Below are 17774 nucleotides of genomic sequence, written 5' to 3' on the forward strand. Positions count from 1 at the left end.
CAAAACGGCACCTTCGGGTGCCGTTTTTGGGTTTAGACGATGCCCGCTTCCAGGCTCGCCGCCATCGAAAGCCCGAGTTCTCTGCACTGGTCGATGAACACCTCGTCGAAATCGCCCTGGCAGATCAGCGGCGCCTGAACCAGACGCCAGCGAAGACCGGTGGTGATTGCCTCGAGGGCTCGGCGCGTGCCGGTACCGTCGAGCCCGGCCCTGACGTAGAAGGCAAACGGAAGGCCCTCGGTATGCTCGATGCATGGATAGTAGCAGCGATCGAACACGTCCTTGATCAGCCCGGCCATGTAGCCCAGATTTTCCGTCGTGCCGATGACCACCGCGTTGGCGGCGATGATCTCGTCCGGGGTGACGTCGAGCGGGGCGAGCGCGCGCACCTCGATACCTTCGACCGCCTCGTCGCTTGCGCCTTCGATCACGGCGTCGCGCAGCCGGCGCGTGTTGGGAGAGGGCGCATGGCTAATGATCAAAAGCCGTTTGGCACTCATGGTAGCGCTCCTTCATTGATGATGAGCGCTACGCTACACGTTTATACGCCGGCAGTGCCAACTCGAACGGTTCGACGATGCGACGAGGGGCGGCCCGGCATCAGTCTTCGCGCATGGCGCGGGCGAGCATGTCCGTGATCGGTTTGGCGATATAGCTTGCAAAACTGCGATCGCCGGTTTTGAGCATCACTTCGGCAGGCATACCCGCCAGAAGCGTCATGCTCTCGGTCATGTTCTCCTCGCCTTGCGGTGTGACCCGTAAACGCACCTTGTAATAGCGCGCTCGCGTCGCTTCGTCCTCGAAGCTGTCGGCACTGATATGCACGACTTCGCCTTCGATCACGTTGGAGAGACGCTGATTGAAGGCGCTGAAGCGAATTTCCGCCGGCTGTCCATGATAGAGATGGTCGATATCGTGATCCGGCACCCGAGCCTCGACGATGAAGCCGACGTTCGAGGGTACGATATCCATGAGCGCCTCGCCGGGGCGAATGACGCCGCCGGGCGTGTGCACCTGAAGCCCCACCACGGTGCCCGTGACCGGAGCGATCACCTCGGTGCGATCAACGTTATCCAAAAGCGCGGTCAGGCGCTCCTCGGCGTCTGCTACCTCCGCCTGGGTTTGACGCAGCGCCTCACCGACCTGCTGCTGGAACTCCTGCAGGCGCACCTGTTTTTGCAGCGTGTTTTCACTCACCTGAGAATTGAGCCTGGCCACGTCGGCGGCGTGCTGAGCGTTGACACTTTGATACTCAAGACTTTCGCGCTCGAGCTCGTGCAGGCGCTGACTGCTGATCATGCCTCTTTGAAAGAGCTGGCGATGGTTCGCCGCGTCGTTTTCCAGTGAGCCGATGCGCCGCTGGTTGATCGACTGGGTGTTGGTCAGACCCTGGATCTGTTCGTTCATCTGGGTAACCTGCTCGTCGAGCGAGGCCAGCGTGCTCTCCAGCGATGCGCGCCGTGAATGAAATAGCCGCCGCTGCACATCGAGCACATCCTGTACGCGTGGGCTAGTGGATTCGGTCAGCTCGACAGGAAAGTCGAGAGTATCGGCGTCGCTGAGCTCGGCCAGTAGCCGGACTTCCGTGGCCCGGCTGATGAGGTAATTGGCGCGGATGACCTCGAGCTGGGAACGCGCCTGGGTGTCATCGAGTACCATCAGTACATCGCCGGCGCCGACGTGGTCGCCATCCTCGACCAGAATGCGCTCCACGATGCCGCCCTCCAGGTGCTGAACGGTTTTGGTAAAGCTTTCAACGGAGACCGAGCCCGGTGCCACCACAGAGACCGCCAGGTTGGCGAACACCGACCAACTGCCGAAGCCACCGATCGCCACGGCCAGAATGATCACGCCCATGCGCCGGTAGCGGGTATCTTCCAGCGGAAGCTCATCGTTGGCGGCGGCGGGGAAGCCCGGGGGTGTTTGTGTGTTCATGGCTGATTCTCCTGTGGATTACGGCCACGGGCGCTAGGGCGTAGCGTGGTCACCGGCTGGGGACGAAGGCCGTCGGCGGTCATGCGCACAGCGGGCTGAACGCGTGCCGGCGGTTTGAGCGAGGCGATGCTGCCATCCTTGAGCACCAGAATTCTGTCGACGCTCTGTAAAAGCCGCGTGCGGTGAGTAATCACCAGCGTCGTCGTGCCTTCCTGGCGCAGACCCACCAGACACTCGGCAAGCGATGCCTCGCCGGCGTCGTCCAGGTTGGCATCGGGCTCGTCCAGCACGATCAGTACCGGTTTACCGTAGAGTGCCCGGGCAAGCCCGATACGCTGGCGCTGGCCTGCCGATAAGGCGTTGCCCCCATGAGAGAGCCAGGTGTCGTAGCCGTTTTCCAGCGCCAGAATCATGTCGTGAACGCCCGCCTTGCGCGCCGCCCTGACCACCGCCTCCGGGTCGACCTCGCCCAAGCGAGCGATGTTCTCCGAAACCGTGCCGTCGAAAAGCTCGATATCCTGGGGCAGGTAGCCCACATGAGGGCCCAGTGCGGCGCGATTCCACTGAGCGATATCCGCGCCGTCCAGACGCACGCAGCCAAGCTGGCTGGGCCAGATACCCAGCACCACCCGGGCCAGCGTCGACTTACCCGCGGCACTCGGTCCGACGATCGCGATCTGCTCGCCGCGCGCCACGGTAAGATCGATGTCGCGAATCGTGGCGAGCTTTTGCCCGGGGGGCGCGGCACTCACGCCTTCGAGCACTAGCCGCCCCTTGGGTGCGGGCAGCGGCATGCGCGGCTGCTCAGCGGGAATGGCCACCAAAAGCTCCTCGAGACGCGCTTTGGCAGTGCGCGCGCCGGCAAAACCTTTCCAGCCATTGATCATTTGATCGATTGGCGCAAGCGCCCGGCCCATCAAAATCGAGCCCGCGATCATCATGCCCGGGGTGATATCGCCGGTCAGCACCAGGTACGCCCCAAGCCCGAGAATCAGCGATTGGAACATCAGCCGCAGCACCTTGGAGGTATTGGTGATCACCCCGGCGCGGTCGCTGGCGCGGGACTGCAGCATCAGGTAGTCGTAGTGGCGCGCGCTCCAGCGCCCCATGATGCCCGGCAGCATCCCCATCGCGTGAAGTACCTCGGCGTTTCTCAGGTTGCTGTTAGCCAGATCCTGGGACATGACGTGCTGACCGTTGGCATCGTTCAACAGCGCCTTGGTGCTGAGCTCGTTGATAATGGCAAGCGTTGCCAGAATGAGCCCGGCGCCGAGAGCGAAGAGCCCGAACCAGGGATGGAAGAGTGCCAGCACGGCGATGTAAACCGGCACCCAGGGGGCATCGAAGAAGGCGAACAGGGCATTGCCCGTCAGAAACTGGCGCAGCGTGGTGAGATCATTGAGCGGCTGGGCGGAGGGTTTTCCCGGGCTCATCAGTGAGCGCTGAAACATCGCGGCGTAGAGCCGACGGCTGAGGCGCACGTCGAGTTTGTTGCCAACCCGCACCAGAATGCGCGAGCGCATGAGCTCAAGCCCCCCCATGACCAGAAAGAAAAATACCGTGACCAGCGTCAGCATGAGCAGGGTCTCGAGACTTCTCGTGGTGATCACCCGGTCGTAGACCTGCAGCATGTAAAGCGGTGGAACGAGCATCAACAGGTTGATGAAAAGGCTGAATATACCCACGTAGATAAAACTTCGTCGGCAGGTGCCGAGCACCTTCGCAAGATCCGAGCCTTCTTTGGGTTTTAGCATGGCACGCTCCAGGGCAGGATTGTCGTTATTATTGGCCGCCCCACCGTGGCGTATGGGTCGGTTCGCTTGAAACATCAAGGCGTTGGTAAGAGGGCTGCAAGATGAACGCAGGGTCATTTTGTTATTGTTATCAGTTTTGCCAGCGTATCAGGATCGCTGTTTTAACCTCGGGCTATTTTTTTCAATTTTCCATTATTTAATTAATAAGAGAGAAGAACAGTAAGTCTTAGGAGCTAATGTTTTCTGTGATCATTAAATTAATAATCAAAAGCTATTATTTTCGTTAATACCGTTTTCTTAAGTTCCCAATGTTTTTCGGATATCGCGGTTTAGTTAGCGTTTTAAGAGAGCTGAATTAACAAGTTTTTATTTTTCCGCTCACGTGAAGCCCGCATGTAGCGTGGGCTCCAGGCTTTCTGATACCCACTTCCGCTTGCTTTTGAAGTCTGATTAAACTCCATGCTAACCACGCGCTGGGCCCGGGAGGTCAGGTGAGGTTGGCAAGTGTCTCTGGCGAAGGACATCGTCGTTTCATACTTATAAAAATGCTCCGATGTCCACTGCGCTTTAAAGGCTCTTGATAATTCCAATAAAAATGGGGTGGGCCATGTACTTAGTATCGCTTTTAGATAATCAATCCAAAGCGTTATCAAGCCTCTCGGGAACAGAAAAAAAGTGGGAGGGAACGATATTTGCGAACAGCAAACTTCATATCGATACCCAACACACTGCCTGGGACGATGCCATTCATACGCTGCGCCTGTATTGGCAGGACGCAAACAACCAAACCAGGGTGCTCGAAAGTCTCGAACACCCGTTCGTTTTCGAGTCACTACCTGCCCCACCTGCGGGCCCTTTAAGCCTGAGACTCGAGGCGCTGGACGAGCAGCGCAGGTTGCTCCCCGACTCGCTCTACACGCTCAACCTGACCGTTACAGACGGTAGCAGCGCACAAGCGCCTGTCGCACCCCAAACGCACGATGCCTTCGCTGTACAAGCCTTGATGATCGACCCCGAGACCTCGATGGAGCCTGACGCCATGATCAACGCCGCCGCCGTATCCGGTTTTACTCCCATTCGTATCCAGGCCGAAAACCAGGAGGTGTCCAGCGGTGCCTACGCGACGCTGAGCGGCCCGGGGATCAACGTGGTTTCCGGACCGGAGGTGGCCAACGCGGTCAACGCCGACGGCCAGGCCTACGTCGATTACGGCGATGGCGTAGCTGGCGGCGAAACGCTGACGTTCATATTCAGCGTCGAGCAGGACGGTGAATACGACCTGGCGCTGGGCTACGCGCTGAGCCAGAATGCCGATGGCAGCGAGCGCAACCGCCCGCTGCGTCTGGACGTCAACGGCGAGCTCGTCGATCGCATGTTCGATCTACCGAGCACCACCTTGACCTCTGAGCCAACGGATTTCAGCGACTTTGGTGAGCGCACCGTGCGCGTGCAGCTCAAGGCCGGTGAAAACAGCGTTAGCTTCACCTCCAACGGCGCCAGCGGCCCCAATCTCGACTTTCTGGAGGTGCGCGCACCCAACCCGAATGTCTACGTCGTGCAGGCCGAGGACATGGTGGTGTCACCCAGCGCCGATGTAAAAAACAGCGCCACCAACCGCGCGACCACGGTCGACAACATCGCAAGCTTCACCACGGGTAGCGAAACCTTCCGGGTCGGCGCCGAAGGGGCAGGCTATCTGGATTGGGCGCTTGGCAACGCCGACGCTTATGGTGAGTTCACGCTGGATGTCGCCACGGCCGGCACCTACAACGTCACGATCACCTACGCGACGAGTTCTTCACGCCCGCTCAATCTGGGCCTTGTCGAGGGTGGGGCGGTCAGCCCGTTGGGCACGTTCGCCTTCGCGCCGACCAACGCGCCGGCTTACTACCCGGACGACGTGTCCGATGTGCCGCAAGCCAACCGCCCGGCTAACCTCGCCGCCAGCCAGTGGGAGGGGTGGTCGACGGAAACGCTCGAGATTACGCTTGCCGCCGGCAGCAATACGCTGCGCCTTGGCGGTGCCGCCAACGGGCCCAACATCGACAAGGTTGAAGTCGCACTGATTGCGCCGACGGTCGTCGACCCCGAAACGCCGGCTAACCCGGTCATCGAGCCGGTCGTCATTCAGGCCGAGGAGGCCACCCTTGGCGCCACCAACGGCGCGGCGACGCTGGTGCGCGATGCCAATAACCCCGAAAGCGGCACGACGTTTTCAGGCCTGCGCCCGGACTACTCCGGCACTGGCTACGTCGATTACGGCAGCCAGCCCGGCGATAGCCTGACCTTCATCGTCAACGTTCTGGAGGCCGGCGAGTACGATCTGAATTTTCGCTACGCCAGCAACGGCAATCGGCCCATGGCGCTTTTTGTTAACGGAGAGGCGCTGGGCAATCAGCCCTTCGTCACCACCGACCCCAACGCCACCAACCTTGCGCCGGAAGGCTTCGACGTCTGGGGCTATCAAAGCCTGACCACCGAGCTCACCGCCGGTGAAAATATCATCGTGCTGAGCATCCCAGCTGGCGCCTCCAGCGGCCCGAACCTCGACCGGCTCGAGGTTACCACTGCCGGCAGCGGCCCGGTCGGCGACGTCAGCGCCGACGCCGACGCCACAACGCTTGATTTCAGCGCCGATACGCTCGTCATCGATACGTCTGATGCCGCCACCGCCGGCTTCAGCGTGACCGGGCTCGACGACGATGTGACCTTCGTTGGCGTCAGCTTCGACGATGGTGTAAGCGTCGAAGAGGTCACCCCGGACGAAAGCGGCCGCTTTTTGCTTGATCTGTCACGCTTCGAGGAGGGCGCACTTTCCGCAACGCTTCTGGTGCGCGACGCCTTCGGCAACCGCGCCGAGCGTACTCTCGCGCTGACCCTCGAAACCGTGGAGGAGGAGCCGGCGCCTGCCGCGCTCGATGTGCTTTTCGGTGATGCCACCATCAGCGCCTACAACGACGCCCAGGACAATCCGGCAAGCGGCACGGGGGCGACGGTATCCGATGAAGGCGCAACGCTCACGCTGACGGATAACGTCTGGAAGCGGGCAGGGCTTGGCGAAAGCTATACCATCAACGACCAGTCTCAGCTGACCCTGGAAATCGCGATTTCCGAGTCGCCGGTGCCGGAGATCGTCGCGGTTGGCTTTGACAACGATGCCAACCCCTTCAACGGCGGCAACAGCGTCTACCAGCTGGGGGGCACCCAGTCCCAGGGCGGCTTCGTCGACCTGCGTGGCCAGGGCGTGGATACCGGTAACGGCACGCTGCGTTTCACCATCGACCTAGGCAACCACGCCGGCACCACGATCGACTCGCTGGTGTTCATCAACGACGACGATATCGGCGCCAAGGGCAGCACTCGCTTCAGCGATGTGCGCCTTTTTGACGCCGCCGAGGCCGACACCAACAGCGCCCCGCGCGTGGTGGGCGGCGGTATCGCCGATCTGAGCCTGGAGGAAGGTGCGACGCTCGAGATGGATCTGCCCTTCGTTGACGATGACGGCGATGCGCTCAGCTACCGCTTCGATATCATCGACAGCAGCGGCCAGCCGGTCACCGTGGCCGGTTTGAGCATCGTCGAGCAGACCCTGGTCGGAAGCCTCGATGGCCTGACGCCGGGCACCTATACCGTGTCGATCACCGCCGACGATGGCGCCGCCACGACGTCGACGGATTTCGCACTCACCATCGAAAACGTCAACCAGGCGCCGGTCGCCACACCCGCGGCGCTCGAGCCCTACTTCGGCGAAGTGGGGGAGAGCTTCACCGCGATAGCGCTTGATGATCTGGCCGCGCTCTTTAGCGACCCGGATGGCGACAGCCTGACGCTGAGTGCCGAGAACCTGCCCGACGGACTCGAGGTGGTCAACGGCGTCATCCAGGGCACTCCGACCATAAGCGGTGCCTTCGACATCGTCATCCGCGCCACCGACCCGGCGGGGCTCTCTGCCACTCAAACGCTGAGCTTTTTGATCGAAGGGGTCGAGGTCGGCGGGGCGGTCACCATCGAGGCGGAGAATTTCACCGATCTCGAGGCGTCCAATCTGATCGTCACCGGTAACGCCAGCGCCTCCAACGAGCAGCTGATTCGCCTGACCAGCAACGCCCCGGCCACTATCGGTACCGATCTTGCCGCCGGCGGGATAGAACCTGGCTGGTACGTGGCGAAACTTTACGTGTTCGATGAAAACGACGGCGAAGGCTCGCTGACGCTCACCATTGGCGACACCGTACTGCAGGCGCGCAACGTTCAAAGCAACAGCCTGAGCGACAACGTGGTGCTAAGTGACGCCTTCGGCACGCTGGTGGGAGTGGGCGCCCGCGGCAACGCCGGCCAGAGCGGTAACCGCAAGGAGATCGTGTTCGAAACGCCGTTTGAAGTGACTGCCGGCGATATCGCAAGCCTTGCGCTTCGCGGCGCCGGCGGTGAGCTGATGCGCATCGACTCGCTGGTGTTCGAGCGTATCGACGCTCCAGTCAACGCTGCACCCACGCTGGAAGGCCTCGCGGCGAACGTTGCTATCGACGAAAACAGTACGCTGATAGCCAACCTGGCGTTGGCAGACGCCGACGGCGACGCGCTGTCGGTTCAGCTATCCGGCAGTGACGCGGCGCTTTTCCGCTTCGATGCGGCGACCGGGGCGCTATCGTTCATCAACGCGCCGGATGCGGAACTTCCCGCTGACACCAACGAGGACGGCGTTTACGAGCTGACCGTCACGGTATCCGATGGGCAAACGAGCGTCTCGCAGAGCACGCTGATCACGGTCAACGATATCGACGAAGGCGGCGGCGGTGAAGCGCCGGTGGTCGAACCCTTCACGATCCAGGCCGAGACGGCGGTGGTCACTGATGTGGGCGGCACCGCCCAGGGCGCGGTCACCCGGGTGGTCGATGCCGCCAACCCGGACGACTTCGGCACCTACCGCGAAGGCGCGGTGGGCGGGGCGTACCTGGACTTCGGTACCGACGCCGGCGACCGGATCACCTTCAACATCGACGCGCCAGCAGCGGGCACCTACACGGCAACGATCCGCTACGCCAACGGCGGTACCGCCCCACGACCGCTGGATCTGGCCGTCAACGGCGCCGCCAGGCCACAGCTGGCATTTGCCAATGCCCCCGACGACGGGGTCAACGACCCTTGGGATGCGTGGCTCGAGCAGACCGTCGAGGTCACGCTTGAGGCCGGCGCCAATACGCTGTCGTTGACCATTCCTGCCGCGGCAAACGGCGGTGTGGCCAACGGTCCCAATATCGACCAGATCACGTTTGCCCTGTCGGAAGAGGGCGAAACGCCGACGACGCCGCCTTTCGAATTCACCATCGAAGGCGAGGCGCTGGCCATCGATGACCCGAGCAACGTGGGGACGACCCTGGATACCCAGGTGCGCAACGCCGCCAACCCGGAAACCAATGCCGACGCCGGCGCCGATGGCCTGTGGGACGGCTTTACCGGCAGTGGCTACCTGGACATGGGGAGCAATATCGGCGACGCCGCCTCCTTTAACGTCGTCGTCGACCAGGCGGGGACCTATCAGCTCACGGTGCGCTACGCTAACGCCGGCACCAGCGGTGTCGACCGGCCGATGGACGTGCTGGTGGGCGGTGCCTCCCAGGGCAGTCTTGCCTTCGCCTCGACCGGCGTGGGCGCCACCGACTGGCAGAACTGGACCGAGACCACGCTCGACGTCGAACTCGTCGCGGGCAGCAACACCATACGCCTGGCCAACCTGACCAACGCCGGTCCCAACATCGACCGTGTGAGCATCACCCGGGAAGGCGTCGAGCCACCGGTCGTCGTCGAACCCGGCGAACGCTTTGCCATCAAGATCAACTTCCAGCCGGAAGGGGTGGCGATTCCTGAAGGCTATATCGCCGATGTCGGAAAGGGCTTTGGCACTCAGTCGGTGACCGTCGATGGCCAGGTGTATCGCTACGGCTGGGTCACCGAGGCGTCGATTTACGACGGTGAGCCCGGCACCACGCCGCTGGATATTTCGAGTTTGACCAGCGTGGCGGTCAACGACCGCACCGACGACATCGCCGGGCTCGACCCACGCCTGGGGACCTACGCCCACTTCGACCAGCCCGGAAGCGCCTACGTGCGCGCCGGTTGGGAGATCGAGCTCGAAGATGGCTACTACGAGGTGACCATGTCGATCGGCGACACATCCGGGCCTTACGATAGCCGCAACGTGCTCAACGTCGAGGGGGAGCTGTTCAATACGCCGTTCACGCCGTTCCGCCCTGCGGACTTCCCGGCGGACACCAACCCGGCCGACGACACCCAGGGCGTACGCTCGGATCTGGTCACCCGCATCGTTCAGGTGTCTGATGGCCGCCTGACGCTGGACTCGCTGGGTCTCGATAACGAAAACACCGAGATCCAGTACATCGAGATCCAGGCGCTGCCGGATCTGACGCCGAACGACGACCGCCCGGCCTTCGAGGACTACGCCTTTTTCACCGACGCCCGTGCCATCGCCGGCGTGGGGGAGAACGAAGTCGAGGTCAATCTCGAGCCCGACGATAGCGCCGTGGCGACCGGCGTCGACCCATCGTCCGACATCTTCGTCGGTATCTCGGTGGTCGACGGCCGGGGCGGCGCGCTGCTCGAAAGTCTCACCGACGGCTCGGTGAACCTGTTCGAAACCGTCAGCGGCCAAGAGGTCGCCTTCAACGTCAACACCACCGGCGGCTTCGACTCGCTGACCATTTCGCCGAGTCAGATGCTCAAGCCGTTCACCAGCTACACCCTGGTGATCGACGGCTTCCAGGACCGCGGCGCCAACGACGATCTCACAGCGCCCACCCGCGAGTTCCAGAAGTACACCAACACTTTCGTCACCGGCGCCGAGCCGGAAGTGGTGGCGCGTGACGTGGCCTTCAACGATGTGATCGAGCTTGACGGCGCTGCCGATGGCGCCTTCGGCTTTACCTCGCTCGAGATCACCGCCGACGGCTCGACCATGTACATCGCAACCATTGGCGGTCAGATTCTGCGTTATGATATCGACCCTGCGACCGGCTCGCTCGGCAACCGTCAGGAGCTTTCGCTTCCCGGCGACTACTTCTTCGAGGCGGGCGCGGAGAGCGGCAACGACCGGCGCGGCATCATCGGTCTGGTGGTCGACCCCACTGATCCAAACGTGCTCTGGATCACCGACAACTATCCGATTCCGCTCAACGGCCGCGACAACGGCGTGCCGGAGTTCAGCGGGCGGATCACCAGGATCACTCTCGACGACAATGGCGGCTTCTCCGGCACCGCCGAGCCCTACATCACCGGGCTTCCGCGCTCCAACGGCGACCACGTCACCAACAGCCTCGAGTTCCGCGCCAATCCGGAATACGACGCTACCGCCAACCCGGACGTGCCGACGCACCTTTTGTATCTCATCCAGGGCTCCAACTCGGCGATGGGCGAGCCGGACAGCGCCTGGGGTAACCGCCCCGAGCGGTTGCTCAACGCCGCGGTCATGGAGATCGACCCGACCCGCGATGCGCCGCCCGGAGGCTTCGATGTCTCCACCGAACCAGTGCCGAACAACGGCCAGAACACCCGCTACAACGACCCGGATGGCCATCCCAAGGATGACCCGATTCCGATGGGCAACGGCGAGTTTCTGGTCTTTGACGAGCGCGGCGTGGCCACGGTGCAGGACGCCGATGGCAACGTGCTGCAAAGCTACTACGACCCCTTCGCCGAGGACGCGGTGCTGACGATCTTCGCCACTGGCGCGCGTAACGCTTACGATCTGGTCTGGCACTCCAACGGCTTCTTGTATGTGCCGACCAACGGCTCGGCGGCGGGCGGCAACGTCCCCGATGACCCGTCGACCCCGGTCAACGAGCGCTACACCAACGTCGAGAAGCAGGACGACTACCTGTTCAAGGTGGTCGAGGGCGGTTACTACGGTCACCCCAACCCGCTGCGCGACGAGTACATCATGAACGGCGGCAACCCGACCGGCGGCGTCGACCCCCATCAGGTGGACCGCTACCCGGTCGGCACCAATCCGGAGGGCACCTACGACATCGGGGGGGTCTATTCACTCGGTGAGAACCGCTCGCCCAATGGCGCGGTGGAGTACAAGAGTGGCGTGTTCGGCGGCAACCTGCAGGGCAACGTGCTGTTCACCGAGTACTCCGGCGGCGACGACGTGCGCAGCATAACCCTCGATGCCAACGGCAATGTGATCGGTGACGACGTGCTGCGCGACCCCCAGGGCAACGTCATTAGCTATGTCGACCCGCTCGACATCATCGAGAACCCGATCACCGGCCAGCTCTATATCCTGACGCTGAACCGCGCCAACGGGCAGAGCCAGATCATCCGCCTCGACCCGGCCCCCGGCGGCGTCATCGATCCCGTCGATCCGGTGCCCGGCGAGCTCGAATCACTGCTGGTGATCCAGGCCGAGGATAGAACGCCGGAGGACGCTACCGCGGTGACTATCGCCACCGGCGCCGGCGCCCAGATTCAGATCCGGGACGCCATCAATCCCGAAACCACCGAAGGCTTGCCCAACGGCCTGCGCCCCGGCTCCTTTGGTATCGACGGCAATACCAACGATAACGACGGGGTGCTCGGCGGCTACGCAGACTTCGGCTCCACCAACGTGGACTTTTTGACCTTCAGCTTCGATCTCGATACCGCGGACGCCGGCGAGTCAGTGCTGCGGCTTCGCTACGCCAACGGCGGCACCACCGACCGGCCGCTGGAAGTGTTCGTCAATAACGTGAGCGTTGGCGTGTTCGACTTCAGCCCGCCGGCGGGACTAACCGGCGATGCGGCCTGGGCCGAGTGGCTCACCGAGGACGTGGCGGCCACGCTCGTTAGTGGCCAGAACACCGTGCGGCTGCAGGCCGTGGCCAATACCGGCCCCAATGTCGACCAGCTCGAGATTCTGCGCGTGGTCGGCGACGATAACCCCGCAGGCTTTACCGACTACGAAGCCGAGAACGCCGTACTCGACGGCGCGGTGGTGGTGCCCGAAAGCGCCGATGACCGCAACGCCTCCGGCACGGGCTACGTCGATTTCGACGGCACCAGCGATCAGAGCATTACCTGGACGGTGAACGTCGATACCACCGGCAACTATGACGTGGGCTTTCGTTACGCGCTGGCGGCTACCAAGGCAGACCGGCCGCTGTCGCTCACCGTCAACGGCATTGATCTGGGGCTGGTCAATTTCGCTGGTCAAAGTAACGCCGCAGAAAACGACTGGTTCTTCCAGAACGTGCTGATCAATCTGCAGGCGGGCAGCAACACCGTAAGCGTCACCGCCCCGGGTGCCAACGGGCCCAACATCGACTTCTTGCGGGTGTTCGATGCGCCGGCGGATACGTTCATGCCGGTGTACGCCGACGTGTCCAGCGGTGCGCGTATCGAACTCGAAAGCGGTGACAGCGCCCGTACCATCAACGATCTGACCGCGGATTTCTACTTCAACGTGGACGCCGACGGTCTCTACCGGCTCGATCTGGCGGCCAACGCCGGCGCCGATAACGGCCAGGGGCTGACGCTGACGCTCAACGGCCGGCCGGTGGAGGTACTGAGCTACCCGGGCGCGGGCGATGCCGGTGAGCAGGGCACCTACGTGGCGCTGAAAGCGGGCGTCGACTACAACCTGCGCGTGGTCTCCAGCGCCAACGGCGCAAGTGATCTGGACTATCTCGACGTGGCCCCGGTGGCGGTCAACGAAAGCGCCGATCTGGTCATTGAAAGCGGCGACGCGGCCTACTTCTCCGATCGACTGCACTTCAACTATCTGGAGAACAACAGCGCCTCGAACCCGAACCGCGACTTCAAGGAGAGCGCAACGGTCACGCTCTCCAACACCGGAAGCGAGGATCTGGTGATTCTCGATGCCGATATCGATGGCCCCTTCGTGCTCGCCGATCCGGACGCTTTCGAAGGCCTGACGCTGGCCGCCGGCCAGTCGCTCGACATTGCCGTGCTGTTCGATCGGGCAAGCTACACGCCGCCCACCAACGATGCCGGCGACGGCGTGTTCGAAGGGCGCATCCGCCTGATCACCAACGACGCCGAGACGCCGGTCGCCGAAATCCACATGGCCGGCTTTTGGCAGGCCCGCGATGAAGGCGGCTGGGAACCCAACGTCAACGAGGTGTGGGAGGTGTTCGGCTTCGGTAACCGGATCGAGGGCCTGACCACCGTCGGCGGCGGCGAGAACTCGGTGCTCAACGACTTCGACCTTTACCGCCCGGTCAACGACGACGAGGTGTTGTCGCGCTACTGGTCGCTGGCCGATGGCGTAAGCCAGGCGAAGATCACCCAGTTGGCCGCCTACCACGGCGATGGTGGGGCGACGATCGGTATCCATAATCCTGGCAACAAGAACCAGGATATCATCTTCAGCAACCACGCCGGCAATAACAACCAGAGCCTCTTGCCGATCAAGAGCAACGGCGAATTTTCTACGGCCACGTTCACCCGCGCCGATATCCCTGGCGGCTGGACCGGGCAGGGTCTCTTCGGCATCGAGGTGGCGAATCTCTCCACCGACCCGGCGCTCAATCCACAAGGCGGCGGCACGCCGCCGGCGGATGCAGCGGGCATCGAGCGCGGCTACACCGTGCGCATGTTCCGCGCGCTCGACGGTGAAGGCAACGTGATTCCCAATACCTACCTGGGCGTCATGGACTACACCGGCATCAACTACGACTACAACGACAACATGTTCGTGATCGAAGGTGTCTCGCCGGTGACCGGCGGTCAGCTCACGGTGATCAACAACGACGCCGTGCCCTCCAATGACCGGCTGGTGATGTCGCGCATCGAAAATCCGGCCAACGCCGCCCAGGTGGTCCACGACGAAGTCACGATGACGCTGCGCAACGATGGCATCGAGGTGCTCGATATCGATGCCATCGCGGTCAGCGATACGACTCTGTTCGAGCTTACCCAGCCGTTTACGGCAGTGAGTTTGCAGCCGGGCGAGTCGGTCGACGTAACGGTGCGCTTCATCGCCGACGACCCGGACGATGCAAGCCTCTATGAGGCGAGCCTGGTGATCAGCTCGAGCGACGCCGACTCGGCGCAGAAGACGATCGCCCTGGCGGGCCTGGCCCAGAACCGCTCCGAAAGCGGGCAGGAGCCGCTGGTTCAGGAGATCGTCAACGCCTTTGGCTACTCGACCAACGTGGCGGAGGGCATCATGAACCGCGGTGGGCTGGTGGAAGCCAACGGCGACGAGATTCTCTCGCCCTACTTCCAGCGCGCCGAGGCGGGTGCGCCGGTCAAGATCACCCAGCTTGCGGCCTACCACACCCAGGGGGACGTGGCGCGACTGTTCATCCACGATGTGGATAGCCGCGACCGCGACGAAATTCTGGCCCACGACGGCGCCGACGGGCAGACGCTTCTGCCGCGCACCCTGGGCGGAAACGGTTTGACCGCCACGACGCTCGATCGCGACGCGCCGTTTGGCTTCTTTGCCGAGATCTCCGGTCGCCAGGGCTACATCTCCTGGTCGGACCCGGACGCCAACCTCTACGAGGACACCATCGACGCCATCGGTAATCCCGGTACCAACCTCAACTGGGACCAGAACGACGGCCACCTGATTCGGGTGTATATCGCCAGGGACGCCGCGGGTAACGTGATCCCGAACACCTACATCGTCATCCAGGACTACGCGGGGGTGAACTACGACTACAACGACAATATCTTCCTGGTCGAAAACGTCGCCACCTACGACCCCACCGGGGCGGAAGACGCCGACGGCAACGGCCGGGTGGATCTCTACGATGACGACGATAACGACGGTGTACCGAACTTCCTCGAGGCGCCGGCGCCGGTCGAACAAAGTGCCTATAACGCCACGGAAATGCCCTGGGCGGTGGGCAGCGACGGCCTGACGCTGGCGGCGAAGTTGTATGATAACGGCGGCCAGGGGGTGGCCTACAACGACACCACCGCCGCGCACCAGGGCGCTGCGTTTCGTGCCAATGAAGCGGTAGACATCTCCAACGGCAGCGAGGCGATCGGCTATGTCGCCAACGGCGAGTGGGTCGAGTACACCCTGAACGTCGAAACCGCCGGCACCTATACGCTGAATTTCTCGACCTCGGCGACCAGCACCGGCAAGAGCATCACCGCCGCTTTCGAGCAAAACGGCGGCTTCTATACCCCGGCCCAGACCCAGAGCCTGCCCAACACCGGCAGCTTCGGTAACTTCCAGACCGTGGGGCCGCTGACCTTCGAGCTCGAAGAGGGCGAGCAGGTTCTCAGGCTCACCTTCAACGGCGGTCAGCTCGATTTAGCCTCCTTCACGCTGGACTTCGAGGCCCCGGCAATCGAGGATCAAAGCGCCTTCAATGCGACTCAAACGCCGTGGGCGGTGGGGGATGAGGGGCTCAGCCTTGAAGCGCGGCTTTATGACAACGGCGGCCAGGGCGTGGCTTACAACGATACCACCGTCGAGCATTTCGGCAGTACCTTCCGCAGTGACGAAGGGGTGGACATCTCCACGCCTTCCCAGGCGATCGGCTTCATCGAGAACGGCGAGTGGGTCGAGTACACCATCAACGTCAGCGAAAGCGGCGTGTATGAGCTGGACTTCCTCACCTCGCTGGGCGCCACCGGCGGCGCGGCGCGCTCGATTACCGCAAGCTTCGCCAAGGGGGATGCCCCCTACGTGACGACCTCCTCGGTGGGCGTGGCGTCGACCGGCAGCTGGACCAGCTTCACCCGCACCGACACCACCCAGGTGGCGCTCGAGGCCGGCGAGCAGGTAATGCGGCTAACCTTCAACGGCGGCTCGATGGATCTGGCCTCCTTCGATCTGACGCGCGTCGAGTCACCGGTGGAGCCGCCGGTCGAACCTCCGGTGGATGACGGCCAGCGCGCCTTTACAGAGGACGGCGATCCCTGGCAGGTCGGCAGCCGGTTCACGCTGGACGCGGTGAACTACGATGAAGGGGGACAGAACGTGGCCTACAACGACGCCGAGGCCGACCAGATCGGCAGCGATTTCCGCCCCGGGGATGGCGTGGATATCGTGGGTGACGGTGAAGCGATCGGCTGGGTGGACGAAGGCGAGTGGATCGAATACACCCTCGATATTCAGCAGGCCGGCGTCTATGACCTGTCGTTTTTGTCGGCGCTGGGTGATGGCAGCGGCCCGCAGCGCAGCATTACCGCGACCTTCACCCAGGGCGAGGGTGCGCCTTATGTCACAAGCGAGGCGGTCGTGGTGTCACCCACCGGCGGTTGGGGCAACTTCCAGCGCACCGAGCTTTCCCAGGTAGCACTCGAGGCCGGCGAGCAGGTGCTTAGGCTGACCTTCAACGGCGGATCCCAGGATCTGGCGTCGTTCACTCTGGCGCGTGATGGCCAGCAGGCCTTTAACGCCGGCGGCGTGCCCTGGGCCGTGGATGCCGATGAGGGCCTCACGCTCAATGCGGTGGACTACGATGAGGGCGGGCAGGGCATCTCCTACAACGACGCCGACGATTTCCAGATTGGAACCGACTATCGTCCTGGCGATGGCGTGGATGTGGTCGGCGACGGCGAGGCGGTGGGCTGGGTAGACGAAGGCGAGTGGCTGGAGTACACCATCAATATCGAGCAGGCCGGCACTCATACGCTATCGTTTGTGACCGCCAGCCCTAACGGTGGGCGTACGATCACCGCGGCGGTGGAGCAAAACGGCGGCTTCTACGAGCAGGCAACGGCCGCGGTGCCCAACTCCGGCAACTGGGGCGTGTACGTCGAAGGGGCGACGCTCACGCTCGACTTGGCCGAAGGGGTTCAGGTGCTGCGTGTGACCTTCAACGGCGGCTCGATGGATCTGGCCTCGTTCCAGATCACCCGCGACGCCGGGCAGGACGCGCAGGCCTTCAGTACCACCAGAACGATGGCGTTCGACCCCGAGGCCGAGGCGATGGGCTTCCCGATGGATGACGTGGTGGCGTTCAGCAGCGACGTCAGCCTCGGCGGTTTGCAGGAACAGGGGGAGTGGAGTTGATCGCTCGATAGTCCTCACCAACGCGCCGGGTAATGCGCCCGGCGGCTCGACCCTCGAGCCCGCGCTTTTCCCAAAGCGCGGGC

The 17774-nt window shown here is 62.9% G+C and carries 4 protein-coding genes; 1 reads left to right on the plus strand and 3 read right to left on the minus strand.

Translation table 11 applies throughout. From position 1 onward, the window contains the following. Window positions 1-32: 32 nt before the first annotated feature. The 3 genes from OCT39_RS06230 to OCT39_RS06240 form a co-directional block, all read right to left on the minus strand. On the minus strand, window positions 33-500 hold the full coding sequence (locus OCT39_RS06230; protein WP_263586797.1) for a flavodoxin family protein: 468 nt from the start codon (window positions 498-500) through the stop codon (window positions 33-35). A gap of 100 nt (window positions 501-600) precedes the next feature. Then, entirely contained in the window at window positions 601-1935 is a 1335-nt protein-coding gene (locus tag OCT39_RS06235; RefSeq protein WP_263586798.1) for an HlyD family type I secretion periplasmic adaptor subunit, read from the minus strand. Next, window positions 1932-3689: a type I secretion system permease/ATPase gene (locus tag OCT39_RS06240; protein WP_263586799.1), complete on the minus strand. Its 1758-nt coding sequence runs from the start codon at window positions 3687-3689 to the stop codon at window positions 1932-1934. Before OCT39_RS06240 ends, OCT39_RS06235 begins: the two co-directional genes overlap by 4 nt. A gap of 607 nt (window positions 3690-4296) precedes the next feature. Here OCT39_RS06240 and OCT39_RS06245 point away from each other — a divergent pair. Then, complete coding sequence (locus OCT39_RS06245) at window positions 4297-17691, plus strand: carbohydrate-binding protein (protein ID WP_263586800.1); 13395 nt, start codon at window positions 4297-4299, stop codon at window positions 17689-17691. The last annotated feature ends 83 nt before the right edge of the window (window positions 17692-17774 follow it).

It is taken from the genome of Halomonas sp. GD1P12, assembly GCF_025725645.1.
Lineage (GTDB): Bacteria > Pseudomonadota > Gammaproteobacteria > Pseudomonadales > Halomonadaceae > Vreelandella.